Here is a 26,905-nt window from a genome sequence, read left to right as displayed (position 1 = left end):
CCCGGTTCGTCCCAGACACCTCCAATGACTTTCTGCCCTACCGCGCGTGTGTCGGAAGGTAGTCGGATCAGGCTCGTGAACAAACCGGTGATCATCGACCCACGCCTGCACGACGCCGTGCTCTTCAATCTCGACGCCGTCGTCACCCACACCTCCTCGGTCAGGCCCGTCGCCTCGACAGTCAGCCTGGCGCGCAAGCTCGTCGACGCCGGGCTCGGGACAGCCGTGTTCTCCGCGGCCCGCGATGCCGGCGAGATCCTGGCCGCCGCGGGTTTGGAGGACCTCTTCGCCGTCAGCATCGACGCCGCGGTCGCCGAAGCGCTCGGAACACCCGACACGCCCGATCCGACCGTCCTGGTGGAGGCCAGCGCCAGGCTGGGGACGGTACCCGGGCGCGCGGTGGTCATCGACCACACCGAACCCGGTGTGCAGGCCGGCCATCGCGGCGGTTTCGCGCTCGTGATCGGTGTCGGCGGGGCCGACCGGGCCGAAGACCTCGTCGGCAGCGGCGCCGATACCGCCGTCTCGGACCTCTCCGAAGTCACCGTGCGATCCGGGGACCGGCGGTTGTCCACCGTGCCGAACGCCCTCGACACGTACGGGCAGATGATCGGCGCCATCGACGGGAGGCGGCCGTTCGTCTGCCTGGACTTCGACGGCACCCTGTCGGGAATCGTCAACGATCCCGACGCCGCCACGCTCGTCGACGGCGCCGCCGAGGCGTTGAGCGCGTTGGCCGAGCAGTGCCCGGTGGCCATCCTCAGCGGCCGGGATCTCGCCGACGTCCGCGCGCGGATCGGCGTGCCGGGCCTCTGGTATGCCGGCAGCCACGGCTTCGAGATGGTCGGACCGGACGGCACCGAGTACCACAACGACGCCGCCGCCGACGCGGTTGCCCCGCTGCAGCGGGCCGCCGACTCGCTGCGCGAGCAATTGAGCTCCATCGCCGGGGCACACGTCGAGCACAAGCGATATGCCGTTGCCGTGCATTATCGCAACGCGCCCGACGACCGGGTGACCGAGATCGTCGCCGCGACGCGCGACTACTGTGCCCGATTCGGCCTTCGCGTGACGACGGGGCGCAAGGTGGTCGAGTTGCGCCCGGACATCGACTGGGACAAGGGCTCGGCGCTGAAGTGGGTGCACGACCGGCTGCCGCACGAGGCTCGTTCGGTCACCATCTACATCGGTGACGACATCACCGACGAGGACGCGTTCGACGCACTTCGCGCCGGCGGTATCGGTATCGCGGTGCGGCACGACGAGGACCACGATCGACCGACGGCGGCAAGCTTCACGCTCGAGAACCCCGACCAGGTCCGGGAATTCCTGGACCGCGGGGGTCGCTGGCTGGCGCTACAGCACGCCACCTCGAACGTGGCCTGGACCCTGACCTTCGACGGTTTCGACCCCCCGGCCGAGAAGCTGCGCGAGGCGCTGTGCACCGTCGGCAACGGTTACTTCGCCACCCGCGGTGCCGCTCCTGAGTCGAAGGCCGGCCAGGTCCACTATCCGGCGACGTACGCCGCGGGGGTGTACAACCGCCTCGACGACGAACTGGCCGGCAAGAAGCTCGAACACGAAAGCCTGGTGAACCTTCCGAACTGGCTTCCCCTGACATTTCGTATCGACGGCGGCGACTGGTTCGACGTCGGCGCCGTGACGCTGCACTCCTACCGTCAGACCCTGGACCTGCGCGGCGGGACCCTGACCCGTGCCCTGCGCTTCAGCGATGACGACGGACGCATCACCTCGGTGACACAGCACCGGTTGGTGTCGATGGACCAGGCGCACGTCGCCGCGCTCGAGACGACGATCGTGGCCGAGAACTGGTCCGGGGTCATCGAGATCCGGTCGACGCTGGACGGCGATGTCTGCAATTGCGGAGTGGAACGCTACCGCGGACTGGCCAGCAACCATGTGGAGGCGCTCGAGAGCGCCGAACTCGCCGACAACTCCGTGTTGATGACGGTACGCACCAACCAGTCACAGATACCCATCGCGCTCGCGGCCCGGACCACGGTGTGGCAGGGCGAGGAGCCCGCTGTCGCGAAATACCGTCTGGTCGAGGATGACTTCGAGATCGGCCACGAGGTCTCCGTCGACATGGCCAACGGCCAATCGTTGACCGTCGAGAAGGTCGTGACGCTGGTGACGGGCCGCGACGTCGCCACGTCGGATCCCGCCGCGGGCGCAGAACGCCGGTTGGCTCGACAAGGCCGATTCGCCGAGATCCGAGAGGCGCACACGCTGGCCTGGGCGCACATCTGGGAGCGCATGTCCATCGAATTCGACGGTCACCCAGAGGAATTGAGCATCTTGCGACTTCACCTGCTGCACTTGGTGCAGACGGTGTCGCAGCACAGCGAGGACCTCGACATCGGCGTTCCCGCGCGGGGCCTGCACGGGGAGGCCTACCGCGGCCATATCTTCTGGGACGAATTGTTCATCTTCCCCGTTCTGAATCTGAGGTTCCCGACGATCACGCGGGCACTGTTGCGGTACCGGTATCGGCGGCTGGTAGAGGCCCGACGCGCGGCGGAGCTGGCCGGTTATGCGGGGGCGATGTTCCCGTGGCAGTCGGGCAGCGACGGTCGCGAGGAAAGCCCGTCAGTGCATCTGAACCCACGGTCGGGCCGGTGGAACCCCGATGCGAGCCATCTGGCGCACCACATCGGTATCGCGGTCGCCTACAACGTGTGGCAGTTCTATCAGGTCACGGGCGACCTGGCCTACCTGATCGACTACGGGGCCGAGATGCTGATCGAGATCGCCCGGTTCTGGGTCAGCAGAACCACTTACGACGAGAAAACCGGTCGTTACTCGATTCTCGGCGTGATCGGACCCGACGAGTTCCATTCCGGCTATCCCGATCGTCCCTTCACCGGCGTCGACAACAACTCCTACACCAACGTGATGGCGGTGTGGGTCATCCTGCGCGCGATCGACGCTCTGCAGGAGATGCCGCTGCCCAACCGCCTCGACCTACGCGAGAAGCTCGGGCTCACCGACCACGAACTCGAGCGTTGGGATCATGTGAGTCGACGCATGTTCGTACCGTTCCACGACGGGATGATCAGCCAGTTCGAGGGCTACGACGCGCTCGAGGAACTGGACTGGGAGGCGTATCGGGCCCGCTACGGCAACATCCAGCGCCTGGACAGGATCCTGGAGGCAGAACAAGACGACGTCAACCGGTACCGTGCCTCCAAGCAGGCCGACGCGCTCATGCTGCTGTACCTGCTGTCGTCGGACGAACTTCGCGAGCTGCTGACCCACCTCGGCTATCACCTTGCCCCACAGATGATTCCGGTGATGGTCGATTACTACATCGCCCGCACCTCGCACGGCTCGACGCTCAGTGCCGTCGTTCATTCCTGGGTGCTTGCCCGGGCCAACCGCGATCGCGCGCTGGACTTCTTCCGCGACGTCCTCAAGTCCGATGTCGACGACATTCAGGGCGGCACGACATCGGAAGGTGTGCACCTCGCCGCGATGGCGGGCAGTGTCGACTTGATGCAGCGGTGTTTCACCGGTCTGGAAATGCGTGGCAACCGCATCGTGTTGTCACCGTACTGGCCGGAATCGTTGGGCGCGCTCGGTTTTCCCTTCCACTATCGCGGCCACCACCTGCACCTGAGGGTCAGCGGGCGTGGCGCCGAAGTAAGTGTCGGGCCGCAGCAGGTTCCGCCGGTCGTCATCGAATGCCGCGGGCGGGTCCAGACGCTGACCCCCGGAAGCGTCATCCGGTTTCCCGCCGAGTCGAATCGGCAGGACTGAGGCTGCGCTCTAACCGATCCGGCGATACTGCGGGTGGTCGCGCTCAAGGAATCGCCGTCCGGTGATTCTCTCCGAGCGGATGCGCACGAAGTGATCACGCGTGCCTTTGACCCACGGCTGCACGAACGTTCCCGCCACTTCGGTCAGTTCTTCGATGCTGCTGATCTCATCGGCATGCCCGACGACCACCACACTCCAGCCGGTCCGCAGGTCGGAATCCAATTCGTCGGCCTCGAACGCCACAACCTGATTGTCGGTGGCCGCGAGCAACTTCGGACCCCCGGCGACGCGGATCACCACGTCGTCACGCCACAGCCGGAAGTTCACCGGCTGCACCGCGGGCAACGCGTCCTCGGTGAAGACCAGCCGACCCACCCGCACGCCGCCGAGCAGATCCAGACACTGCCTGCGGTTGAGGGTCTCCAGTTCTTGACCTTTGACCATGGTCATCAGCCTCCTTGGACCAGAGCGAGGGTGCCGACGGGGGTGCAACGCCAGTGACCGTTGCTCAGGTCGGCCAGTCGGGTGATGGCTCGTTCGATGCCATCGGCGAGCTCGTTGACGTCAGGTGCGGCGTCGTAGTCACCGATGATGCCGAACGCGAGGTGGTCGGCGTAGCTGAGGATCGCGATGCCGGTCCGCAGCCGAAGAGCCAGCGGCGGAATCGGCAGCAGCCGAATGACTTCGCGCCCTTTGAGCCGCATCCGCTTGCGGGGACCGGGCACATTGGTCGCCAATGTCACGACGCCGCGCTGCGGTAGCCGGGTCAGCGCCCGAACTGCCCACGCCGTCAACGGGAAGGGGATCGCGTTGGCCGCGGACACGAAGAGGTTTCCGGCCTCGCGCTGGCCGCTCGTCTTGGACTTGCCCAGTCGAGCGTGCACGGCTTGCAACTGCTGGATCGGGTCGGCCTTCTCGACAGGAAGGTAGGGCAGCATCACCGAGACCCGGTTGTCGGGTTCGTCGGCCGCATCCGCGGACCGCACCGACACCGGGACCAGGGTGCGCAGCGACGTGCGCCCGGGCTTCTCGCCGCGACGCAGTAGGATCGTGCGAAAGCTGTCGGTGATCGCCGCCAGCGCGACGTCGTTGACCGTGACGTCGAACCGCTCACAGATGCGGTGAACATCGGGCATCGACACCTCGACGGAGGCGTAGCGGCGCATGTCGGACACCGGACCGGTCAGCGACGACGAGGAAGCCGGCCGCAGCAGCCCACCGGCGATCTCGACGGCCCCGTGCAGCGCCTGCGTCGCGGTGGAGGTCACATCGCGGGATGTCCGCCACGCCGAAGTCATCCAATCGACCGGGTTGAGCGACAAGGCGGGCAGCCGCCACGGTTTCGGCGCAGGTTGAGCAGCGTGCAACGCCGTCACGAACGTCTCGCCGCCATACCCGTCGCAGAGGTGCCCGAGCAGATGCGTGGCAGCGACCCCGTCGGCGATGCAGTGGTGGATCTTCATCAGCATCGCCCACCGGTTGTGCGCCAGACCGTCGACGATCCAGCATTCCCACAGGGGCCGGTCGCGGTCCAGGCGCCGCTCCATCACCTCGGCGGCCCAGCGGAACAGCGCCGTATCGTCGCCGGGCCGCGGCAGCGCCGCCCGGCGGATGTGGTGAGACATGTCGACTGCCGCGTCGTCCACCCACTCCGGTGCGCCGAGGTCGAGCGGGCGGATGCGAAGGATCTGCCGAAAGCGGGGTACGGCCGATACGCGTTCGGCGAGATCGGCGACAAGCGAATCGAATTGGGGCATCGGCCCGGCGAGGACGGCGATGGCGCCGATCGCCAGGCTCACGTGAGGATCGGAGTCCTCGGCCTGTAGAAATCCCGCGTCCAGTGTGGTGAGCTGCTCCATACCCTTACTCTCGGCGACCGGCCGATTGCGCAGTAGGGCCTTAGGTCCCTACTTCACCGGGTCCTATTTCGAGGTCTTTTTTTCGCGTGATCAGCGGGGCGGCATCGCCGCGACGAGGGGAGTGTCAGCGCCGACCGGGCCGAGCTTGGCCGCGCCGCCGGGTGAACCCACGGGCGCGTCGCGGCCCGGAAGGATCTCGGTGAAAAACGCGGCGTTGTCGGCGAGGTGGCGCAGTTCGTCGTCGGGAAGATCCGTCTCGAAGTAGATCGCGCCCTCTTCGCACGCCAGTTTGCACGCGCCGCAGTCCACGCATTCGTCGGGATTGATGTACAGCGATCGCGCGCCCTCGTAGATGCAGTCGACCGGGCATTCGGGCACACACGATTTGTGCATCACGTCCACACACGCACTACTGATCACGTAGGTCATGGCCGCAGTGTAGGAATCGCCGGGGCCGATCGTCGCGGGGCGAAGGCCCGTTGATTCGAGGACCAATGACCCTGGCGCAGCGCGCTGGAACCGGTCCGTCCGCACGTCGGCGACGGGATACTGAACCACTGTGGCGGCTGACCCGATGGCACGTGCGGAAGATCTGTTGCGTCAGATGACGGTGGCCGAGAAGGCGATGCAGCTGTCCTCGGTGTTCCCGTTGGCGCTTTTCACCCCGGAGGGAACCAACCGCGACCGGCTCGACGCCCTCCTCGGAAAGGGCATCGGGCACGTCTGCGCTCTGGGGATGATCGGCCACAAGACACCTGAAGTTCTCGCCAAGGCGGTCAACGAGATTCAGCGCTACCTCGTGACGGAGACCCGACTAGAGATTCCCGCCATCTTCCACAACGAGGCGATGAGCGGTGTCGTGGCGCCGTGCTTCACCGCATTCCCCTCCCCGATCGCGCTGTCCGCGGGTTGGGACGCCGCGGCAGTGGAGGAGATGACGGATCTCCTTCGTCGCCAGCTGCGCTCGGTCGGCCTTCGCCAGGCGCTGGGACCGGTGATGGACATCGCCCGAGATGCCCGCTGGGGCAGGGTCGGCGAGACGTTCGGTGAGGACGCTTATCTCGTCAGCGCGATGAGCGTGGCGTACACACGCGGCCTGCAGACGTACGACCTGGCACAGGGGGTTTCGGCGACCGGTAAGCATTTCGTCGGCTACGGGGTCACCGAAGGTGGACAGAACATGGCGGCGACGGTGGTCGGGGTCCGCGAACTGCACGACGTCTATGCCCGCCCTTTCGAGGCCGCCATCCGCTTGGCCGGCCTGGCGAGCGTGATGCCCAGTTACAGCGAGGTCGACGGCGTGCCGGTCTCGGCCTCCCGTGCGGTGCTGACGACCTTGCTGCGTGACAAGCTGGGATTCACCGGGACGACGGTGTCCGACTACTTTGCGATCGGGTTTCTGCAGACAAGGCAGCGGGTGGCCGAAACAGCCGAGGACGCAGGCGCTCTGGCGCTGACGGCGGGGCTGGACGTCGAGATGCCGGAAGTCTTCGGTTACGGGCAGGTGTTGGCGGAGGCCGTCCGGCGGGGCCGGATCGACGAGTCGGTACTGGACCGCTCGGTCCTCCGGGTCCTGCGTGAGAAGTTCGCGCTCGGGCTGTTCGACGACCCGTACGTCCCGGAGGATCCGATCGCCATCACGTCGCTGGCAGGTGAGGGCGCGGACCTGTCGGCCCGGCTGGCCGCACAGGCCGTGACGCTGCTCAAGAACGACGACGACCTGCTGCCGCTGAGCACCGACGCCGGGCGGGTCGCGGTCATCGGTCCCCACGCCGACGATGTGGCGTCGGGGTTCTCGACCTACACGTTCGCCGACGCGGTCAAGATGCTCCAGGCGCGAGCAACCGGCGGCGAAATCTCCATGGCGGGAATGGAACTCGGCGGGGACGTGCCGCACGAGGCGCTCGTGGCGATCGCGGGCGAGCTCGGGCCGGTGTTCGCGACGGACCGCCGCTCCTACATCGAGTTCCACTACTCGGCCGTCTCGCTGGTGGAGGCGGTCCGGCGACTGCTGCCTCACGCGGAGGTGGTCGCCGTGGCCGGCACGGGTGTGACGCCGGCCGAGCCGGTCGATATCGCCGTCGCCGTCGCCGCCGCCAAGGCAGCCGACGTCGTCATCTTGGCCGTGGGAGGACGATCGTCATGGTCCGGCGCGCGCACGGAGGGAGAAGGGTCCGACACCGCCGACATCACCCTGCCCGCCCAGCAGGCGGCGTTGATCGAGGCGGTGACCGCGGTCGGTAAGCCGACCGTCACCGTGCTCTCGATGGGACGACCGTATGCGCTTGGCGGCGTCATCGACGAGTTACCCGCCGTGCTGACCGCGTTCTACGCCGGTCCGCACCAGGCCACCGCGCTCGCCGATGCCATCTTCGGAGTCACGAATCCCGCTGGGAAGCTTCCGTTCACGATGCCGTGGCACGTCGGCCAGGTGCCGATCCATCACGGCCACAGAACCGGCAGCGGCTACCGGCGCACCGACGCGGACCCCCACACCGGCTATCTCGACATGGCCGCCACGCCGCTGTTCGGATTCGGTCACGGCTTGAGCTACACCACGTTCAGCTACGGTCCGCTGCAGCTCGCGAACGACACCGTCGACACGGGCGGCGCGGTGACCGCGACCGTCGTCATCACCAACTCCGGCCAGCGACGCGGATCCGATGTCGTGCAGTTGTACGCCGCCGACACCGCGACCGGTGTCACGTTGCCCGCCCAACAGCTCGTCGGGTTCGCTCGTGTCGACCTGGAGCCAGGTGCGTCCAAGTCGGTGATGTTCACGCTGCCGTTGAGTGTTCTTGCCTACACGGGTATTTCGGGCGAGCTCGTCATGGAGCCGGGTCCGGTGGAGTTGCGCGTGGGCACGAGCTCGATGGACATTCGAGCTCGTGCCATGGTCACCGTCACCGGCGAGACACGCATCTTCGGCGGTGACGAGCGGGCGTTCTTCTCCTCCGTGGCAGTCGACGCCTAGCTCATCGCGTGACCCGGGTGTGCAACGGGGCGTCGTACACGGAGGCCAGCCTGCCGAGCGTCAACGCACCCAGTAGCAGACCGAAGTCGCGCATCGCGACGTCGTAGAAGCCGGGATAGGTCAACAGGTTGACGATGATGCCCGCGAGCCAGAGCGCGACGACGTACGCGGCGTAGCGCGGTTTGACCGCGACCGCGATGCCGGCCACGATCTCGATCACGCCGACGATCAACATCGTCTGGTGCGCGGTGAGCGGGCTGAGGTCGACGATCCACGGCGCGAGGTAACCCTCCCAATTCGTCAGCACGTTGGTGAACTTGTCGAGGCCCATCACGATCGGCAGCACCGTGAATCCCACCCTCAGGATCAGGTAGGCCGCGTAGACGGGATCGGTGCGGGCGCGAAGCAGCGGGCTCGCCGAGTGGTCGACCGAAGACGCATTCGAGGTGGTCATGACGCCGTTCCTTTCTATAAACAAATGTTATGCCCTTTAGAGCACACCTCCTGTCGGATTTTGTCAAGAGTTTTTGGTGATAGAATTTCCCGGTGGCCGCGCAGTTCACCGACCCCGCCTCCTTGGCGGCATTGACCAGCCTGGACGATCCGGTTCGCCGTCGGCTGTACGAGTACGTCGTGGAGCGCGACGAGCCGATCTCGAGGGAGGCGGCCGCCGCGGCAGTCGGGATCGGTCGCACCCTGGCCGCCTATCACTTGGACAAACTCGCCGACGGGGGGTTGCTTGCCGTCAGTTATCAGCGCCCCGCCGGGCGGGGCGGCCCCGGCGCCGGGCGCCCCGCCAAGCTCTACACCCGGACCGCGGACGAGATCGTCGTCAGCGTCCCGCCGCGCGACTACCTGCTGCTCGCTCGGCTGCTGGTCTCGTCGATCGAGCAGGACGCCGGGGGAGCGGTGCGGTCGGCCCTGAGCACGGCCGCCCGCGCAACCGGGCGGCAGGCTGCGGTCGACGCCGACGGTGACATGGTGGCCGCGCTGCGCGACTGCGGATATCTACCCCAATCGGATGCCGACGGCTCTATCACCTTGCGCAACTGCCCGTTTCACTCGGTGGCGAAGGACCATCTGGAGGTCGTCTGCGGGCTGAACCTCCAGCTGGTCGAGGGTGTGATCGACGGCAGTTCAGCGCCCGGCGCGCGTGCGGAACTCAGCCCTCGGCAAGGCCGGTGCTGCGTGCTGGTGCACGGCGCCTGACTCACCAACCGCGGCGATGCGGGCGCGCTCCGACCAACTCGCCCTCGTCGACGACATCGCGGCTGCGATAGACGATGTAGGGCCGGAACAGGTAGCCGATCGGTGCGCTGAACACGTGCACCAGCCGGGTGAACGGCCAGAGGCAGAACAGCACCAGCGCGATGATCACGTGGATGTGGAACCACAGCGGCGCCTGGGCCATCAGGTCGCCGCGCGGTTGCAGGATCCAGATGGACCGGAACCACGGCGACACCGTCTGCCGGTAGTCGTGCTCGGCGCCGACAGGGGTCGCGCCGATCAGTGTGCATGACAGGCCCGCGACGATGGCCAGCACCAGGACCAGATACATCACCTTGTCGTTGGCGGTGGTGGCGAGGAACACCGGGCCGGTGGTGCGGCGGCGGAAAACCAGCAACGCGATACCCGTCAGCGTGGTGACACCGGCGATCGCGCCGAGCACCATCGCCTGGACATGGTAGGCGTGATCGCTGAGTCCGATTGCGTCGGTCCATGATTCAGGGATCACCAACCCGATGATGTGTCCGACGATCACCACCAGAATACCGAAGTGGAACATCGGGCTGCCGATGCGCAACAGCCGTGATTCGTACAGTTGCGACGAACGGGTGGTCCAGCCGAACTTGTCGTAGCGGTACCGCCACCAGATCCCCACCGCGACGATCGCCAGCGTCACGTACGGCACCACATCCCAGAAGATCTCCCAGCCCGACATGTCAAACTCCTTGCGCGCGTCGTGGCGGCACGGTCAATGTAAAGGGTTCCAGGCCAACCGATTCGGTCGGTGGGCCGGCAGCGGCCAGCCGCTGAGCCCGTTGGATGTCCTGCTCGGTCCGGGCCGGAAGGGTGCTGCAGACGGCGGCCACGGCGTGTACGTAGGGGGACGCGGACTGCTCCAACGCATCGCGCAGCAGGTCGATCGGAGCCCGGTGCTCGACGAGCAGGCGCCGCCCCGCTTCTGGGTCGACGGTCGCGGCGAACTCCAGCACCACCGGCAGGTAGTCGGGGGCCTCGCGTCGTGGCGGGTCGACGCCGGCCTGCCGGTAGGCGCGAGCGAACGCCAGCATGTGGTTGCCGCGGTTGCGGGTGTCTCCCGCCGTCCAGTACGTCAGATACATCGTGGTGCGCCGTCGCATGTCGAAGGTGTCCACATAGTCGACCTGCGCCTGCATCGGGTCCTTGGTCCGCAACGCCGTGACGGTGCTCGCGAGGAGGTTTGCGTGCGCGGCCGGGAGGTGGTTCAGCATTTCCTCGACGGTGGTCAGCCGCTCGGCGTGCTGCTCGTCCGGATAGGTCAGCAGCAAGGCGGCCGCCTGCCACACGAGGCGATGTTCGAGGGTGGATTCCCGTCTGCTCCGGAGCAGTTTCATCGATCTGCGCTCCGCTCGGGAAAGATTCCACTGGGTTCGCCCCGGCCGTCCCAGTTGAGCAGGTTCACCCGCGACGGGCGCGACTCGGTGACCGCGATGCCCTCACTCGTCTGGCGATGGTGCAGCGCATGGAAGCTCTCGACCGCGACGGGCACCGGGGCGCCGCTGGCCTCACCGAACGGACCCGACTCGTACATGCCGGGTCCGCCCTCGAAGGACAGTGAGCAGCCGGGCTCCTCGAGCGCCTGCGCCTCCAGGGCGTGGGCATCGGCGATGTATGCGGTCGGAATGACGTAGCGCTCTTCGTATTTCGCGAGGGCGAGCAGGCGGTACATCTCGTAGATCTGTTCCTCGGACATGCCGACCGCCTGGGGGATGTGCGGTTGGGTCTGCCGCCCCAGGTTGATGTCGCGCATGTAGGACCTCATCGCGGCAAGGCGTCGCAGCACGCCTTCCACCACCGCGGTGTCCCCGGCGGTGAACAGCCCGGCGAGGTACTCGATCGGGATGCGCAGCGCCTCCAGGGCACCGAACAGGTTTCCGAGTGCCTCGCCGTCATGGCCGTCGCGGGCGACCGCGTCGACCACGGGGGACAGGGGCGGGATGTACCAGACCATGGGCATGGTCCGGTACTCGGGATGCAGTGGCAGCGCGACCTGAAAGCGGTGGATCAGTGCGTACACCGGTGAGCGTTGGGCGGCCTCGATCCACTCCTCGGAGATGCCCTCCGCGCGGGCGCCCGCGATGACCTCGGGATCGTGCGGGTCGAGGATGATCGACTTCTGCGCTTCGTACAGGTCGGTGTCGTTCTCGGTCGCCGCCGCCTCGAGTACCCGGTCGACGTCGTAGAACACCAGGCCCAGATACCGCAGCCGGCCGACGCAGGTCTCCGAGCACACCGTCGGCAAGCCGACCTCGATGCGCGGGTAGCAGAACGTGCACTTCTCGGCCTTACCGGTCTTGTGGTTGAAATACACCTTCTTGTAAGGACATCCGGAGACACACATTCGCCAGCCCCGGCAGCGGTCCTGGTCGACGAGGACGATGCCGTCCTCGGAGCGCTTGTAGAGCGCCCCCGACGGGCACGACGCGACGCACGAGGGATTCAGGCAGTGCTCGCAGATCCGCGGCAGGTAGAACATGTACGTCTGCTCGAGTTCGAGGCGGACCTGCTCGTTGACCTTGCGCAGCACCGGATCTCCGGACACGATCTCCGGTGAGCCGCCGAGGTTGTCGTCCCAGTTCGCCGACCATTCGACCTTCATCGGCTCACCGCTGATCAGGCTCCGGGGCGGCGCCACCGGCATGTGCTCGCCCAGAGGTGCGTTCGTCAGGTTTTCGTAGTCGTAGGTCCACGGCTCGTAGTAGTCGTTGATGCTGGGCATCTTGGGGTTCGCGAAGATCCGCAACAGTTTGTTCAGCCGGCCGCCGTCGCGCAGCCTCAACCGACCTCTGCGGTCGCGTATCCATCCGCCACGCCACCGCTCCTGATCCTCATAGGTTCGCGGATAGCCTTGTCCTGGGCGGGTTTCGACGTTGTTGAACCAGACGTACTCGGTACCGGGCCGATTGGTCCAGGCCTGTTTGCAGGTCACCGAGCAGGTATGGCAGCCGATGCACTTGTCGAGGTTCATCACCATCGCCATCTGCGCCATGACTTTCATTGGTAGACCACCTCCTGGCTGCGCCGCCGGACGACGGTCACCTCGTCGCGCTGGTTGCCGGTCGGCCCGAGATAGTTGAACGCGAACGCCATCTGGGCGTATCCGCCTGCCAGATGGCTCGGCTTGATCAGCAGCCGGGTCAGCGAGTTGTGGATACCGCCGCGCTTCCCGGTCGTCTCGCTGAGCGGCACGTCGATCACCCGCTCCTGCACGTGGTAGACGAACACCACGCCCTCAGGCATCCGGTGTGACACGATGGCCCGGCACACCAACACGCCGTTGCGGTTCACCGCCTCCACCCAGTCGTTGTCGCGCACCGCGATCTTGGACGCATCGGCCGGGCTCATCCACATCGTCGGCCCCCCGCGCGACAACGACAGCATGAACAGGTTGTCCTGGTACTCCGAGTGGATCGACCACTTCGAATGCGGCGTCAGGTAACGGACCGTCAGCGCCACACCGTCGCGCTCACCCACCGCCGACTCGCCGAACAACCGCGACATGTCCAGCGGCGGACGGTAGATCGGCAACTGCTCGCCGAGTTCCTCCAGCCAGTCGTGGTCCAAATAGAAGTGCATCCGGCCGGTCAGCGTGTGAAACGGTTTGAGCTCCTCGATGTTGACGGTGAAGGGTGCATAGCGGCGCCCACCGGTCTCGCTGCCCGACCACTCCGGGCTGGTGATCACCGGAACCGGCCGCGCCTGGGTGTCGGCGAACGTGATGCGGCGCTCCTCACTGCCGCCGGCCAGATGGACCAGTCGGCGCCCGGTCCGCCGCTCCAATTCGCGGAACCCCTCGACGGCCAGCCGTCCGTTGCTGGTCCCGGACAGCGCCAGAATGGCCTCGGCCATCCGTTCTGCGGTGTTGATCGCCGCACGTCCCTGAGCGCGACCGGAGTTCATCACACCGAACTTGGCCGCCAGCTCGTCGACCTCCTTGTCGGGACGGACGGTGACACCCTTGGTGGTCAGCCCCAGTTTCTCCACGAGCGGCCCCAACGCCGCCCACTTCTCGGCGACCGCCGGGTAGTCACGCTCCACCACCGCCATCGGGGCCATCGTCTTACCGGGTACCGGGATGCTCCCGTCGGCGCGCCAATCCTTCTCCACGCCACCGGGATACGCCATCGCGCCGGGTGTGTCGTGCTGCATCGCGCCGAGCACCACATCGGAGCGCACACCCAGATGCTTGGCCGCCAGCGCGCTGAACACCCGGGCGATCGCGCCGAACGCCTCGAAGTCGGAATGGGTTTCCCAGGGCGGGTCGACGGCCGGGTTGAACGCGTGCACGTAAGGGTGCATGTCGGTGCTGGACAGGTCGTGCTTCTCGTACCAGGTGGCCGCGGGCAGCACCACGTCGGACAACAACGTCGTCGAGGTCATTCGGAAGTCGATCGACATCAGCATGTCGAGCTTGCCCTCGGGGATCTCGTCCGTCCACGTAATGTCGTTGGGCCGCATCGCTTCCGGCGTCGGCTCGGCTCGAAGATTCGAGTCGGTGCCGAGCAGATGACGCAGGAAGTACTCGTTGCCCTTACTCGACGAGCCCAGCAGGTTGGCCCGCCAGACCGACAGCACCCGAGGCCAGTTCGCCGGGTTGTCCGGGTCGGTGACTGCGAGTTTGAGCCGGCCTTCGGCGAGCTTCTCGGTGACATAGGTGGAGATGTCCTGACCGGCGGCGCGGGCCTCGTCGGCGACGTCGAGACTCGAGCGGTCGAACTGGGGATAGAACGGGCTCCAGCCCATCGCGGTCGACGCGGCGAGCACATCCATGGTGTGGCGGTTCCGGAACCGGCCGCGGCCCAGCGGGCTGGACAGCGCGTCGGCCCGGTAGCCGTCGTAACGCCACTGATCCGTGTGGGCGTACCAGTACGAGGTGCCCGGCATCTGTCGCGGCGGCCTCGCCCAGTCGGTGGCCATGGCCAGCGCCGACCATCCCGTCACGGGGCGGCACTTCTCCTGCCCGACATAGTGCGCCCAGCCGCCGCCGTTGCGGCCCATCGCACCGGTCAGCAACACCAGCGCCAGCACCGCCCGGTAGGTGGCATCGCCGTGGAACCACTGGCATATCCCGGCGCCCATGATGATCATCGACCGGCCACCGGATTCCTCGGCGTTGCGCGCGAACTCGGTAGCGATCCGAATCGCTTGGGACGCGGCCACTCCGGTGATCGCCTCCTGCCAGGCCGGGGTGTACGGCTTGGGATCGTCGTAGCCGGCGGGCCAGTCGCCGGGCAGGTCGGGTCGGGCCACGCCGTACTGCGCCAGCATGAGGTCGAACACCGTGCACACCAGGTGTTCGCCGGCCCGTCGCACCGGCACGCCGCGAACCAGCGTCTCGCCGTGGCCGTCGAAGGTGTCGAAGCGCGGCAGCGTGATTTCGGCTGTTTCGCCGCCCTCGGTGAACAGCACCGTCAACGCCGGTACGAGGTCACCCAGTTCGAGGTTCCACTTGGTGACGCCGTCGTCGCCGAAGCGGAATCCCAGTGAGCCGTGTGGAACGGCGACGGAGTCGGTGGCCGCGTCGAGGAACACCGGTTTGAACGCCGCGTTCTCCTGTGCCGCCGCTTCACCGCCGAGGTCGGCCGCGGTCAGGTTCTTGCCGGGAACGAGCCGGCCGTCGCGGTCCTCGAGCTTGACCAGGAACGGTAGATCGGTGAACTTGCGGACGTAGTCGACGAAGAACGGAACGCGCTGTCTGACAAAGAATTCCGACAGCACCACGTGGCCCATCGCCATGGCCAACGCACCGTCGGTGCCCGCTGCGCACGGCATCCACTCGTCGGCGAACTTGGTGTTGTCGGCGTAGTCGGGGCTGACGCTGACGACCTTCGTGCCGCGGTAGCGCACCTCGGTCATCCAGTGCGCGTCCGGCGTGCGGGTGACCGGCACATTGGAACCCCACATCATGAGATACGAGGCGTCCCACCAGTCGCCGGATTCCGGTACGTCGGTCTGGTCGCCGAAGACTTGCGGGGAGGCCACGGGAAGGTCGGCGTACCAGTCGTAGAACGACGTCATCACGCCGCCGAGCAGTTCGATGAAGCGCGACCCTGCGGCGAAGGACACCATGGACATCGCGGGAATGGGGGAGAACCCCGCTATCCGGTCGGGCCCGTAGCGCTTGATCGCGTGCACGTGGGCGGCCGCGATCATCTCGGTCGCCTCGGCCCAACTGACCCGCACCAGACCGCCTTTGCCCCTGGCCCGTTGGTAGCGGCGGCGGCGTTCGGGGTCGTTCTGGATGTCGGCCCACGCGAAGACCGGATCCGACAGACGCGACTTCGCCTCGCGGTACATCCGGACGAGTTCGCCACGCGCGTACGGGTAACGCACCCGCGTCGGCGAATAGGTGTACCAGGAGAACGCCGCGCCGCGCGGACAACCGCGCGGCTCGTACTCCGGTCTGTCCGGCCCCACCGACGGGTAATCGGTCTCCTGGGTCTCCCAGGTGATGATGCCGTCCTTGACGTAGATCTTCCACGAGCACGAACCGGTGCAGTTCACGCCGTGCGTGGAGCGGACCACCTTGTCGTGGCTCCATCGGTCGCGGTAGAAGATGTCGCCTTCGCGTCCCCCACGACGGTGGATGGTCCGCCCGTCGTCGGAAGCCTCACCGGGAGTGAAGAATCGGCCGCTGCGCTCGAGCAGTTCTTCGATCGGGCCGCCGATGTGCGGCGGAGTGATCGTCACCGTGTGGCCTCCTTCGGTTGCGGCTCGTGAGCGTGCAGCCGCAGTGCGGTGTAGGCGAACGCGATCAGCGCGGTCGCCACGAGCAGGATCAAGCCGACGGAGTAGTCGTTCTCGACCGCGTCGTAGGTCGAGCCCATCACCAGCGGCGGGAAGTAGCCGCCCAAACCACCGGCGGCCGAGACGATTCCGGTGATCGAGCCGACGGACTTCGGCGGTGACCGGCGGGCCACCCATGCGAACACGCCGCCGGTGCCGATGCCGAGGAACACCGCCAGCGCGATGAACGTGACGGCTGACCACACGTCCGGCGGCGGTTGCAGCATGGCGATCAGCGCCATCAGTGCGGTGCCGCCGAAGGAGCCCAGCACGACGTACTTCGGCGCGATGCGGTCGGCCAGCGCCCCGCCGACCGGACGCGCGAGGACGGCGGCCAGTGCGAACCCCGCCGTGCGCGCGCCGGCGTCGACGGCGGAGAAGTGGTAGATCGTCTTGATGTAGGTGGGCAGATAGTTGCTGAACGCCACGAACCCGCCGAACACGATCGCGTAGAGGAACGACATCTCCCACGTGACGCGAAGCTTGGCCGCCGCCTTCAACTTGGGCAGCACCCGGTCGGTATTGGGGGCAAAGGTCGGTGAGTCGCGCATCACCAGCAGGCACACCCCCGCGGTCAGCGCCAACGCGACCGCAATGATCACATGGGTGGGAAACAGCCCGAACCATCCGACGAACCGCGGCGTGAAGAACGCCGAGAGCGCGGTGCCCACCATCCCCATCCCGAAGACCCCGGTGGCGAATCCGCGGCGCGACGGGTCATACCAGTTGTTGGCGAACGGAATCCCGACGGCGAAGATCGTCCCCGCGATACCCAGGAAGAAGCCGCACACCAGCAGCATCGGATACGACCCCGCCGAACCTGCGGCGCCGACCGCCAGCACCGGCACGATCGAGATCAGGGAGATCGCGATGAACAACGCGCGGCCGCCGAACCGGTCGGTCAGCGAACCCACGACGATCCGCCCCAGCGCGCCCACCAGGATCGGTGTGGCCACCAGCATCGAGGCCTCGGCGCTGCTCAGCGACAGATCGCCGGCGTACGTGGTGGACAGCGGGCCGATCATGTTCCACGCCCAGAAGTTGATGGCCGAGACCCACGTCGCCAGTGCCAAGTTCAGTGTGCGTCGAGCGCCCGTGTCCGGCGCGACCGCCGTGTTCACTCATCCAGACAACCATGTGTCGAAGACGTGCGCGTGGCTTTCGCGTGAAGGACTGGGACACAACGAAGCCCAGACGTCTAGCTACTCAGGGACAACCCGGCGGCGACGGCGAACCCCAGCACCGCGGCCAGTCCCGCCTGATCGCGAGCTTTCTCGGTGGCTTCGGGGATCATCGACGTGACCAGCATGACGAGCAAGGCGCCCGCGGCGAAACCGTCTATTGCGCCTTGTAATTGGCGGCCCGCCGTTTCCTGCAACTGGTATCCGGCCAGCGTGGCCAGCGTGCACAGCAGCGCCACGGCGATCCAGCCGACCACGATCCGCTGCCGTGGTGTGCCTGCGGCCTTCAGGTCGCTGGCCGACCCGACCGCCTCGGGAAGGTTGGAGACGAAGATCGCGACGAGTAGCGACGCGCTAACCGCGCCGCCACCGGCGATCCCGATGCCCAGTACCGCCTGCTCGGGTATACCGTCGAGCAACGCACCCAAACCGAGGGGCAGACCCGCGGCGCCCCCGTTTCGACCGCCGATCCGGGCGACCCCCTTGTCGGCGAGGAAGAACACGACGCCTCCGATCGCCAGACCCAGGGCGACGGGAACGGCCCCGCCGACGTTGAAACCCTCCTCGGCCAGTTCGAACGAGATGCTGGCAACCAACGCTCCGGCGCCGAAGCCGAGGACCAGACCGATCAGCCGCGCGTTCCAGTCCCGTGCGACCCCGGCGAGTGCGCCGATGATCAACGAGGCTGCCGCGACGCCACCCCAGAGCAATGCGGTGAGCATCGCCTCAGCCTAGGCGCGAATTGTCCTGCGACGCTTGGTCGGGTCGTGCTGGCCGGCGAGTGTCAGCCCGAGGATCGACATGACGACACCCAGACCGAACCACATCCAGTCGAACGCGTTGCCCACCGCGTACCCGTACGCGAACAGTGCGAAGTAGACCAATCCGGCCCCGAGGAAGTATGCGCGGGCGGCCGCATAGGTGCGTGCCATCACCAGCCCCAGTGCCCCGAGTACCAGGTTGGCCACGTTGCCCAGTCCGGACACCGAGATCATGCCGAACAGGGTGGCCCCGGATCGGTGGTCGGCCCACGCCAGCCGGTCATAATCCTGGGTGAGGCCGGGGATGAAGCCGAGGGCGCCGAGCAGGATCAGGACGACGCCCGCGATCACCGCCGCGGCCTGTACGGCCATGTACTTCGGGTCCTTCGCCATCCCTGCCTCCGTCCGAACCCTCGTCGACGGACTCGCAGGTGATACCCGCCGGGCGCGGTCGCTAACCGGCGCGGGACGGCGTGGACGCCTACCGGGTGTTCCGGTTCAACGGGGTGTTGGCGTCGCGGCGGCGCGACAGCAGCACGCCCAGCGCGATCATTGCGACCCCGAGGAACAGGTGAAGCCAGTTGTCGGCGGTGTTCAACGGCACGAAGTTTGCCGCGCTGTCGTGGTCGATGATCAGGCCGTACAGGAAGAGCAGCAGGTAGATGACGCCGCCGACGATCAGGTAGATGCGGGCGGCATCGAACGTGCGCGCCATCAGTACGCCGGCCACACCGAACAGCAGATGCACGATGTTGTGCAGGATCGAGACGTTGAAGATGCCGAGCAGCATGGCTCCGGAATGATGGCCGGCGAACGTCATGGTGTCGTAGTTCGTCGTGATTCCCGGGATGAAGCCCAGGATGCCGACCAGCAGGAAAACTGCGCCGACCGCAAGGGCGGCCTTCTGAACATGTGAGCCGTACCGGGACGCGGCCGTCCGCCCCGGAGGGTGACTGCTGACCATCGTTTGTTCCTTTCCTCGGGTGAGCGCAGTTCTACCCACGAAAAGGCGAGGCAAACGTTGTTTCGCGACCTTGTCGCAACAGGACATGCGGCTGAGGTCTGCGAGCGAACCTGAGCCGATCCCGTCCGGCGTCGACTTTTTCCTCGATGTCGGCCTATTTCTTGATGTAGCAGTTCGGGGGGTTCCCGCAGTGATGACCTTGATCGCATTTGTGGCAATGGCAGGTACAGCCGCTCTTGGCCTTGACCGCAGAAGTACGCATCGCGAATCAACTCCTTTGGTTGAGAGCCGGCCTGCGTCGGGCAAGCACGGACTCAACACGAATATAGGCCGATACGAGCGGAGTCGGGGTGGCTCAGTTCTTCAGGATCGGCTTGAGCGTTTCGATCACCGCCGGGTCCTCGATCGTCGACGGCAACGGCTCGTCACGGCCGTGGGCGATGCCCCGCATCGTCTTGCGCAGGATTTTTCCGGACCTGGTCTTGGGCAGCGCGGGCACGACGTCGACGAGTTTGAAAGACGCTACGGCGCCGATGTTCTCGCGCACCGACTCGATGAGCTGCTCGGCCAGTCCCTCGGTCGAGGCACCCGACTTGAGCACCACGAAGCCGCGCGGCACCTGGCCTTTGATGTCGTCGCGGACCCCGATGACGGCACACTCCGCGACCGCCGGGTGGGTGGCCAGCACGGCCTCGATGGATCCTGTCGACAACCGGTGTCCAGCGACGTTGATGACGTCGTCGATGCGGCCCATCACGAAGAGGTAGCCGTCCTCGTCGAGATAGCCGCCGTCGCCCGTGAGGTAGTAGCCGGGGTGCTCGGACAGGTACGACGCCCGGTACCTGTCGTCGTCGCCCCACAGAGTGGTCAGGGTGCCCGGCGGAAGCGGGAGCCGGATGCAGATGTCGCCTTCCTCGTTGGCGGCGCAAGGCGAACCGTCGGCGTTCAGGATCTCCACGTTGTAGCCGGGCATCGGGACGGTGGGGGACCCGGGTTTGATGGGCAGGGGGTCCAAGCCCATCGGGTTGGCGGCGATCGCCCACCCGGTTTCCGTCTGCCACCAGTGGTCGACGACGGGAATGCCGAGTTTCTGCGCCGCCCACTCATAGGTGTCCGGGTCGAGCCGCTCGCCGGCCTGGAAGAGGTATTCCATCCTCGACAGGTCGTAGCGGCCGATGTGCGAGCCGTCGGGATCCTCCTTGCGGATCGCGCGCACGGCCGTCGGCGCGGTGAACAGTGCCTTGACCCCGTGCTCGGACGCGACCCTCCAGAACGCACCGGGATCCGGCGTGCCGACCGGCTTGCCCTCGTAGAGCACCGTCGTCGCGCCCAGCAGCAGCGGGCCGTAGACGATGTACGAGTGGCCCACCACCCAGCCGACATCGGATGCGGCCCAGAAGACCTCGCCGGGCGCGATGTCGTAGATGTTGCGCATGCTCCAGAGCAACGCCACCGCATGCCCGCCGTTGTCGCGGACGATGCCTTTCGGCTTGCCCGTGGTTCCGGACGTGTAGAGCACATACAGCGGGTCCGTTGCCGCCACCGGCACGGGGTCGACGGGCGCCGCCACCGCGACGTCCTCCCAGTCGAGGTCGCGGTCGGGAGCCAGCTCGCAGCGCTGTCGGTCGCGCTGCGCGATGACGCAGGTGCGCGGCGGGTGCTCGGACATCTCGAGTGCGGCGTCCAGCATCGGCTTGTATGCGACGGTGCGCGACGGTTCGATACCGCAGGACGCGGAGATGACGACCTTGGGTCGCGCATCGTCGATGCGCACCGCGAGTTCGTGCGCGGCGAACCCGCCGAACACGACCGAGTGGATCGCCCCCAGTCGCGCACACGCCAGCATCGCGATCACCGCCTCGGGGATCATCGGCATGTAGATCACCACGCGGTCGCCCTTGGCGACCCCGAGCCCGCGTAGCCCGCCGGCGAATTTGGCTGTGGCATCCCGCAATTCGCGGTACGTGAATGTGCGTTGTGACCCGGTGACCGGTGAGTCGTAGATCAGCGCGGGCTGGTCGCCTCGGCCGTCGTCGACATGTCGGTCGAGCGCGTTGGCGCAGGTGTTGAGCTCACCGTCGGCGAACCACCGGTAGAACGGCGGGTTGGAGTCGTCGAGGATCTTCTCGGGCTCGCGGGTCCACGTCACCGCGCGTGCGGCATCGGCCCAGAATCGTTCTGGATCAGCGATGCTGGCGTCGAACAGCGCTCGGTATCCGGCCATACCGGCACGGTAGCGCGATGGCAGTTCCTATAGTCGCGTTATGGCTTCTGCTCCTCCGCCGATCGAAGGTGCGCGCCGTTCTCACGTCACCGCCCGCGGTGTGCGCTTCCACGTCACCGAGGCCGGCCCCGGCGACGGACGTCCGGTCGTCGCGCTGCACGGGTGGCCGCAACACCATTGGGTGTACCGGGATCTGTTGGGAGACCCGCCCGCAGGCCTGCGCATCATCGCGCCGGACCTGCCCGGCTACGGCTGGTCGGGCCCTGCGCCGCACCGGTGGGAGAAGGACGACGTCGCCGCCGACGTACTCGCGCTGCTCGACGCGCTCGGTTTGGACCAGGTGTTGCTGACCGGTCACGACTGGGGCGCGTACGTCGGGTATCGCATGGTGTTGACGGCCCCCGAGCGGATCGACGGCTTCCTGGCGATGAACATGGCGCACCCGTGGATCACGCCCCGTGTCGTCGCACCGCAGCTGTGGCGGTTCTGGTATCAGGTGCCGCTGGCCACGTTCGGTGTTCCGGTACAGCGGTACACGGACTTCGTCGCCCGGGTGTTCAGAGTCGCCTCGCGGATGGACTCCGAGACGGCGCGGGTCTACGCGGATCGGTTCAAGGATCCGACGGTGGCGCGTGCCGGGCGTGACACGTACCGCAGCTTCGTGCTCCGTGAGCTACCCGCTGCCGCTCGCGGGCCGAAGCCGCCGCGCGCCACCGTACCGATCCGGTGTCTGTTCGGGCTCGGCGACACCGCCGTCCATCCGTCCCTTGCGGCCGAGGAGACGGCCGATGCCGACGACTACCGACTGCAGACGGTCGACGCCAGTCACTTCATCATCGACGAGCGACCCGATCTGGTGCGCGCGGCACTGATCGCCCTGGCGTCGGAGACGGCCGGCGTCTAATCGGTCGCGGCGGGCAGGTCGATCTCGACGGTCAGGCCGCCGCCGGGGGTGTCGGAAGCCGAGATCGTGCCGCCCATCGCCTCGACGAAACCCGAGGCAACCGACAGGCCGATGCCGATGCCGATCGAGTCGTCGTCGCTGAGCCGCTGGAATGGCGCGAACACCTGCTGTTCACTGCCCCGCGGAATACCCGGGCCCTCGTCGACGACGGCGATGAGCACCCGGTCGCCCACCTGCCCCGCGGTCACCCGCACCATGCTGCCGTCGGCGTAGCGCAGCGAGTTGTCGATCAGGTTGGCCAGAACACGCTCGAGCAGTTCGTTGTCGGCCAGGACCGCGTCGCAGTCGATCTCCACTTTCACCCGTTCACTGCCGGGTCGGGTGATCTCGTCTGTGTCGGCGCGGATTCCCAGCAGCGCGCGTTGCACGACGTGCTCCAGTTCGACACGAGCCATCTGCGGTCGGACCGCCCCGGCGGCCAGGCGTGCCGAGTCCAGCAGGTTGGCCACCAGCGTGGTCAGCTGATCGACAGACTCCTCCACCGTCGCCAGGAGTTCGGCGGTGTTGTCCGCGGAGAAGTCGACATCGCTGTTGCGGATCCGCGAGGTCCCCGCCCTGGCGGCCGCCAGCGGGGTGCGCAGGTCGTGGCTGACCGCTGCGAGCAGCGCATGCTGGAGTTTGTTCGCCTGACCGATGATTTCGGCCTTGTTCGCCTCGGCCAGTTCTCGTTGCTTGACCAGGTTGACGGCCTGCTTACCGACGCCGCTGAGGACGCGGCGGTCGCGTGTCGTCAACGCCGGCCCGGACAACAGCATCCAATACTCGTCGTCTCCGATTTCGACAGAGGTGTCGGCGTCGTCGACGTCGGCGCACGGATCGGTGCCGGTGTGGGCGAGCACTTCGCCGGTCTGGCTTCGCACGAGGCTGACGGCGCGCTGGGAGTACGTCTCGCGGACCCGTTCCAGCAGGCCGTCGAGGTCCGCGTCGTGCAGCACGCCGTCGGCGAACAAGGTCAGCAGCGTGGCTTCCTGACCGGCTCGCCGCGCTTCTCGCGCCCGTCTCGAGGTGCGATCGACCAGGGCGGCGACCGCGGCGGCGACAACGAGCATCACCAGCGACGCGATGACGTTGTCGCTGTTGTGCACGGAGAAGGTGTTCGGCGGAGCCACCAGGAAGAAGGTGATCAGCGCTCCCGACAGCGCGGCGGCCGTGACGGCCGGAGCGAGCCCGCCGAGCAGCGCGGTGCCGAGCACCCCGAGGAAGAACAGCGCGCCCGGACCTCCGACCTGGGAGAACCGTTCCGGCAGCAGCAATGTCAGCGCGCAGACCGCGATCGGTATGGCCACGGCGGCAAGCCATGACGTGAGTCGGCGCTGGCGAGGCGAGAGCCGCGACCACGAGATGCCCGTGCTGGCCTGGTCGTGGGTGACCATGTGCACGTCCAGGCCGCCGGCCTGCTGGACGACGGCCTCACTGATGCCCTCGTCGAACATGCGCGACAGCCGCGAACGTCGGGATGTTCCGACGACCAGCTGCGTCGCGTTGATGTCGTGCGCGTAGGCGATCAGTGAGGACGCGACGTCGTCACCGACCACGGTGTGCATGGTGGCGCCCAGGCTGGCCGCCAGCTCGCGCACAGCCTTCTTCTGCTGGTCGGATATCGCCGTCAGGCCTCCGCCGTCGACGACGTGGACCACTCGCAGGTCCGCCCCCGAACGGGAGGCGATTCGCGACGCCCGTCGCACCAGGATCTCGGACTCCGGACCGCCCGTCACCCCGACCACCACGCGTTCACGGGGCGCCCACCGGTCGCTGATCTTCTTGTCGGAGCGGTACTTGGCCAGCGCGGCGTCGACCTGATCGGCGAGCCACAGCAGGGTCAATTGCCGCAGGGCGGTGAGGTTCTCGGGTCGGAAGTAGTTCGACAATGCGGCATCAACGCGTTCCGGCGGATACACGTTGCCGTGAGCCAGCCTGCGCCGCAACGCCTCCGGCGTGATGTCGACCAACTCGATCTGGTCGGCGGCGCGCACCACCTCGTCGGGGATGCGGTCCGGTTCTTCCACTCCGGTGATCTGGGCGGCGAGGTCGGAAACGCTCTCCAGGTTCTGGATGTTGACGGTGGTGATCACCGTGATCCCGGCGTTGAGCAGTTCTTCCACGTCTTGCCAACGCTTCTTGTTCTTGCTGCCCGGGGCGTTGGTATGGGCGAAGTCGTCGACGAGCACGACCTTGGGCCGTCGCTGAATGACCGCGGTGACGTCGATCTCCTGGTATTCGGCGCCGGGTCTGCCGGTGTTCTCGATGGTGCGCGGAGGTATGACTTCGATGCCCGCGAGCTGCTGGGCGACCTTGCGCCGACCGTGGGTGTCGACCACGGCGGCGACCACGTCGGTTCCGCGCTCGAGACGGCGGTGCGCCTCGGCGAGCATCGAGTAGGTCTTGCCGACACCGGGCGCCGCGCCGAGGTAGACGCGCAGGTCCCCGGTCTTTCGTCCCAGTATTCCCATCCCTACATCATTCACGTTGTGCCGGGGGTGGCTCAAACCCTTCTGGGGCACCCTTGTTTTGCCGCCTCTCTGGGCTCGCCGCCTCCGCGGCTCGCGGTGCCACGTGAAATCACTTGTGCCTCTTTGGTTTCAGCGGTCACAACCGGGCCTGGTTTGTCGGTGGGCGCAGTTAGCGTTAAAGTGTGGAATTCGAACGTATGAGCGAAGTGATCGCGGGGATGGCCGAGCAGCTGTCCGCGCTGGTCGCCGAGTCGTTCGACACCTTGACCACCTCTGAGCAGTTGGCGCTGGCCGCGCAGTGGGAGAGCTTCACGCGCGGTTCGGCGACGGTGGGGCACCGCCTAGTGGCTGGACTCCAGCAGGCCCCGCTCGCGGAGTTGGGTGAAAACAGCGTGGCCGGCGCGCTGACGGTGTTGCTGCGCCTCTCCAAGGCCGAGGCGAGCCGCAGGGTGGCCGAGGCAAAAGAGTTGGCGCCGCGGCGGGCGATGACAGGCGAGGCACTCGAACCGGTGCTGGTGCAGACGGCGGCCGCCGTCGAGAAGGGCCTGGTGGGCGCGGAGCATGTGCGGGTGATCCGGCGGTTCTTCGCCAAGCAGGTCCCGGTCTCGATGGCCTTCGACGTGCGTGAGGCCGCCGAAGCGCAGCTGGCCGAGCTGGCCACCAAGCACACGCCCGAGGAGTTGCGTGCGGCGGCGGAGCGGTTGGCGGCGTATCTGAACCCGGATGGGGATTTCTCCGATGAAGTGCGCGCGGCGCACCGTTGGCTGCGACTGGGCCGGCAGCGTCTCGATGGGATGAGTGAGCTGCGCGGACTGATTGATCCCGCCACGCGGGCGGCGTTGGAGGCGGTGCTGGCGGTGTGGGCCGCCCCCGGCAAGAACAACCCGGCCGATGACGCCCCGTCTGTGGACGGCGACCCGCCGCCCGAAGCGGTGTCGGCTGACACCCGTACGACCGGACAGCGCAACCACGATGCGCTGAATGCCATGTGTCGGGCACTGCTCGCGTCGGGCACGTTGGGCAGCCATAACGGGTTGCCGGCCACCATGCTCATCACCGCCGGGCTCAAGGAACTCGAAGCGGGCACCGGGCATGGGTTCACCGGCGGCGGGTCGCTGCTGCCGATGAGCGAGGTGATCCGCCAGGCCGCCGAAGCGCATCACTATCTGGCGATCTTCGATGACCACACCGAAGAGATTCTGTACCTAGGTCGGGCTAAACGCTTGGCGTCCAAAGCTCAGCGGCTGGCCCTGTTTGCCCGCGATCATGGCTGCACCCGACCCGGCTGCACCGCCTCGGCTTACCAGTGCCAGGTGCATCACGGGGACAACGATTGGGCCGCTGGCGGTCAGACCAACATCGATGAGCTGACCCTGGCGTGTAGCCCCGACAATCGGCGGGTCAAACCCGGCGGCTGGCGCACCTACATACGCAAAGACGGGCGCACCGCGTGGCTTCCTCCTCCGCAGCTCGACAACGGCCAAGCCCGCGTCAACAACTATCACCACCCCAACCGCTACCTCGTCCCCGACGAGGGAGACGACGAGGACGGCGGAGAGTGTCCCGACGACGGCGGTCCCGACCACGGCGATGATCGCGACGCGGGCTGACGGCTGGTTTCTTACGCGGTTATGAGGACAGGGGCTGACGTCGGCGTGTGCAGCGTGCGTTTGGTGAAGGCCCCGTCGGGTAGCCCGCC

The 26,905-nt window shown here is 67.0% G+C and carries 18 protein-coding genes and 1 pseudogene; 5 read left to right on the top strand and 14 right to left on the bottom strand.

The genetic code is table 11. The features are described from left to right. The first annotated feature begins 75 nt into the window (after nucleotides 1-75). Nucleotides 76-3,780 (top strand): trehalose-phosphatase, encoded by a 3,705-nt coding sequence (otsB, locus tag AU193_RS09180; protein ID WP_064422055.1) that lies wholly within the window; start codon nucleotides 76-78, stop codon nucleotides 3,778-3,780. Nucleotides 3,781-3,789: 9 nt separating this feature from the next. Here otsB and AU193_RS09175 read toward each other — a convergent pair whose 3' ends face one another. The 3 genes from AU193_RS09175 to fdxA all read right to left on the bottom strand — a co-directional run bounded on the left by AU193_RS09175 (nucleotide 3,790) and on the right by fdxA (nucleotide 6,068). After that, nucleotides 3,790-4,224, bottom strand: a complete 435-nt coding sequence (locus AU193_RS09175) for a pyridoxamine 5'-phosphate oxidase family protein (protein WP_064422234.1) — start codon at nucleotides 4,222-4,224, stop codon at nucleotides 3,790-3,792. Nucleotides 4,225-4,229: 5 nt separating this feature from the next. Continuing rightward, nucleotides 4,230-5,639 carry a wax ester/triacylglycerol synthase family O-acyltransferase gene (locus AU193_RS09170; RefSeq protein ID WP_064422054.1) on the bottom strand — a complete coding sequence of 470 codons (1,410 nt, stop codon included), beginning with the start codon at nucleotides 5,637-5,639 and terminating at the stop codon, nucleotides 4,230-4,232. 90 nt (nucleotides 5,640-5,729) lie between these two features. Further along, nucleotides 5,730-6,068: a ferredoxin gene (gene fdxA, locus AU193_RS09165; protein ID WP_064422233.1), complete on the bottom strand. Its 339-nt coding sequence runs from the start codon at nucleotides 6,066-6,068 to the stop codon at nucleotides 5,730-5,732. A gap of 145 nt (nucleotides 6,069-6,213) precedes the next feature. On the opposite strand from fdxA, the gene AU193_RS09160 reads away from it, so the two are divergent. Beyond that, complete coding sequence (locus AU193_RS09160) at nucleotides 6,214-8,613, top strand: glycoside hydrolase family 3 N-terminal domain-containing protein (protein WP_064422232.1); 2,400 nt, start codon at nucleotides 6,214-6,216, stop codon at nucleotides 8,611-8,613. 1 nt (nucleotide 8,614) lies between these two features. Here AU193_RS09160 and AU193_RS09155 read toward each other — a convergent pair whose 3' ends face one another. Beyond that, the gene (locus AU193_RS09155; protein WP_064422053.1) at nucleotides 8,615-9,067 is read right to left on the bottom strand and encodes a DoxX family protein; all 453 of its coding nucleotides are present in this window, start codon (nucleotides 9,065-9,067) and stop codon (nucleotides 8,615-8,617) included. A gap of 92 nt (nucleotides 9,068-9,159) precedes the next feature. Between AU193_RS09155 and AU193_RS09150 the strand changes: the two genes are divergently transcribed. Next, nucleotides 9,160-9,822: a metalloregulator ArsR/SmtB family transcription factor gene (locus AU193_RS09150; protein ID WP_064422052.1), complete on the top strand. Its 663-nt coding sequence runs from the start codon at nucleotides 9,160-9,162 to the stop codon at nucleotides 9,820-9,822. 1 nt (nucleotide 9,823) lies between these two features. Here the strand turns inward: AU193_RS09150 and narI are convergent. The 9 genes and pseudogenes from narI to AU193_RS09105 all read right to left on the bottom strand — a co-directional run. Further along, nucleotides 9,824-10,558, bottom strand: a pseudogene (narI, locus tag AU193_RS09145) (respiratory nitrate reductase subunit gamma); the annotation flags it as partial. Next, entirely contained in the window at nucleotides 10,557-11,210 is a 654-nt protein-coding gene (gene narJ, locus AU193_RS09140; protein ID WP_064422050.1) for a nitrate reductase molybdenum cofactor assembly chaperone, read from the bottom strand. The pseudogene narI and the gene narJ, both read right to left, overlap by 2 nt. Continuing rightward, nucleotides 11,207-12,874 carry a nitrate reductase subunit beta gene (gene narH, locus AU193_RS09135; RefSeq protein ID WP_064422049.1) on the bottom strand — a complete coding sequence of 556 codons (1,668 nt, stop codon included), beginning with the start codon at nucleotides 12,872-12,874 and terminating at the stop codon, nucleotides 11,207-11,209. The genes narJ and narH overlap by 4 nt, the downstream gene beginning before the upstream one ends. Next, nucleotides 12,871-16,566: a nitrate reductase subunit alpha gene (locus tag AU193_RS09130; protein WP_064422048.1), complete on the bottom strand. Its 3,696-nt coding sequence runs from the start codon at nucleotides 16,564-16,566 to the stop codon at nucleotides 12,871-12,873. Before AU193_RS09130 ends, narH begins: the two co-directional genes overlap by 4 nt. Beyond that, nucleotides 16,563-17,741 (bottom strand): NarK/NasA family nitrate transporter, encoded by a 1,179-nt coding sequence (locus AU193_RS09125; protein WP_256364335.1) that lies wholly within the window; start codon nucleotides 17,739-17,741, stop codon nucleotides 16,563-16,565. The genes AU193_RS09130 and AU193_RS09125 overlap by 4 nt, the downstream gene beginning before the upstream one ends. 119 nt (nucleotides 17,742-17,860) lie before the next feature. After that, a complete protein-coding gene (locus AU193_RS09120) occupies nucleotides 17,861-18,565 on the bottom strand; it encodes a ZIP family metal transporter (protein ID WP_064422046.1) in 705 nt (234 codons plus the stop codon). A gap of 9 nt (nucleotides 18,566-18,574) precedes the next feature. Next, complete coding sequence (locus AU193_RS09115; RefSeq protein WP_064422045.1) at nucleotides 18,575-18,997, bottom strand: DUF4383 domain-containing protein; 423 nt, start codon at nucleotides 18,995-18,997, stop codon at nucleotides 18,575-18,577. 88 nt (nucleotides 18,998-19,085) lie between these two features. Further along, a complete protein-coding gene (locus tag AU193_RS09110; protein WP_064422044.1) occupies nucleotides 19,086-19,568 on the bottom strand; it encodes a DUF4383 domain-containing protein in 483 nt (160 codons plus the stop codon). Between the two features lie 355 nt (nucleotides 19,569-19,923). Further along, on the bottom strand, nucleotides 19,924-21,792 hold the full coding sequence (locus tag AU193_RS09105; protein WP_064422043.1) for a propionyl-CoA synthetase: 1,869 nt from the start codon (nucleotides 21,790-21,792) through the stop codon (nucleotides 19,924-19,926). Between the two features lie 40 nt (nucleotides 21,793-21,832). Between AU193_RS09105 and AU193_RS09100 the strand changes: the two genes are divergently transcribed. Beyond that, complete coding sequence (locus AU193_RS09100; protein WP_064422042.1) at nucleotides 21,833-22,696, top strand: alpha/beta fold hydrolase; 864 nt, start codon at nucleotides 21,833-21,835, stop codon at nucleotides 22,694-22,696. Here the strand turns inward: AU193_RS09100 and AU193_RS09095 are convergent. Further along, nucleotides 22,693-25,206 carry a sensor histidine kinase KdpD gene (locus AU193_RS09095; protein WP_064422041.1) on the bottom strand — a complete coding sequence of 838 codons (2,514 nt, stop codon included), beginning with the start codon at nucleotides 25,204-25,206 and terminating at the stop codon, nucleotides 22,693-22,695. The genes AU193_RS09100 and AU193_RS09095 overlap by 4 nt on opposite strands. A 182-nt stretch (nucleotides 25,207-25,388) precedes the next feature. Between AU193_RS09095 and AU193_RS09090 the strand changes: the two genes are divergently transcribed. Continuing rightward, entirely contained in the window at nucleotides 25,389-26,816 is a 1,428-nt protein-coding gene (locus AU193_RS09090) for an HNH endonuclease signature motif containing protein (protein ID WP_253867707.1), read from the top strand. The last annotated feature ends 89 nt before the right edge of the window (nucleotides 26,817-26,905 follow it).

The sequence above is a fragment of the Mycobacterium sp. GA-1285 genome, from assembly GCF_001499905.1.
Classification (GTDB): Bacteria; Actinomycetota; Actinomycetes; order Mycobacteriales; family Mycobacteriaceae; genus Mycobacterium.
Note: the sequence above shows the minus strand (reverse complement) of the source record. Positions and strands in the feature narration are given on the sequence as shown.

Bases quoted from the DNA above. Each gene is read 5' to 3' on its own strand.
- AU193_RS09175 (WP_064422234.1), bottom strand. From the start codon at position 4,224: ATGGTCAAAGGTCAAGAACTGGAGACCCTCAACCGCAGGCAGTGTCTG.
- AU193_RS09170 (WP_064422054.1), bottom strand. From the start codon at position 5,639: ATGGAGCAGCTCACCACACTGGACGCGGGATTTCTACAGGCCGAGGAC.
- fdxA (WP_064422233.1), bottom strand. From the start codon at position 6,068: ATGACCTACGTGATCAGTAGTGCGTGTGTGGACGTGATGCACAAATCG.
- AU193_RS09160 (WP_064422232.1), top strand. From the start codon at position 6,214: ATGGCACGTGCGGAAGATCTGTTGCGTCAGATGACGGTGGCCGAGAAG.
- AU193_RS09155 (WP_064422053.1), bottom strand. From the start codon at position 9,067: ATGACCACCTCGAATGCGTCTTCGGTCGACCACTCGGCGAGCCCGCTG.
- narJ (WP_064422050.1), bottom strand. From the start codon at position 11,210: ATGAAACTGCTCCGGAGCAGACGGGAATCCACCCTCGAACATCGCCTC.
- narH (WP_064422049.1), bottom strand. From the start codon at position 12,874: ATGAAAGTCATGGCGCAGATGGCGATGGTGATGAACCTCGACAAGTGC.
- AU193_RS09120 (WP_064422046.1), bottom strand. From the start codon at position 18,565: ATGCTCACCGCATTGCTCTGGGGTGGCGTCGCGGCAGCCTCGTTGATC.
- AU193_RS09115 (WP_064422045.1), bottom strand. From the start codon at position 18,997: ATGGCGAAGGACCCGAAGTACATGGCCGTACAGGCCGCGGCGGTGATC.
- AU193_RS09110 (WP_064422044.1), bottom strand. From the start codon at position 19,568: ATGGTCAGCAGTCACCCTCCGGGGCGGACGGCCGCGTCCCGGTACGGC.
- AU193_RS09105 (WP_064422043.1), bottom strand. From the start codon at position 21,792: ATGGCCGGATACCGAGCGCTGTTCGACGCCAGCATCGCTGATCCAGAA.
- AU193_RS09100 (WP_064422042.1), top strand. From the start codon at position 21,833: ATGGCTTCTGCTCCTCCGCCGATCGAAGGTGCGCGCCGTTCTCACGTC.
- AU193_RS09095 (WP_064422041.1), bottom strand. From the start codon at position 25,206: ATGGGAATACTGGGACGAAAGACCGGGGACCTGCGCGTCTACCTCGGC.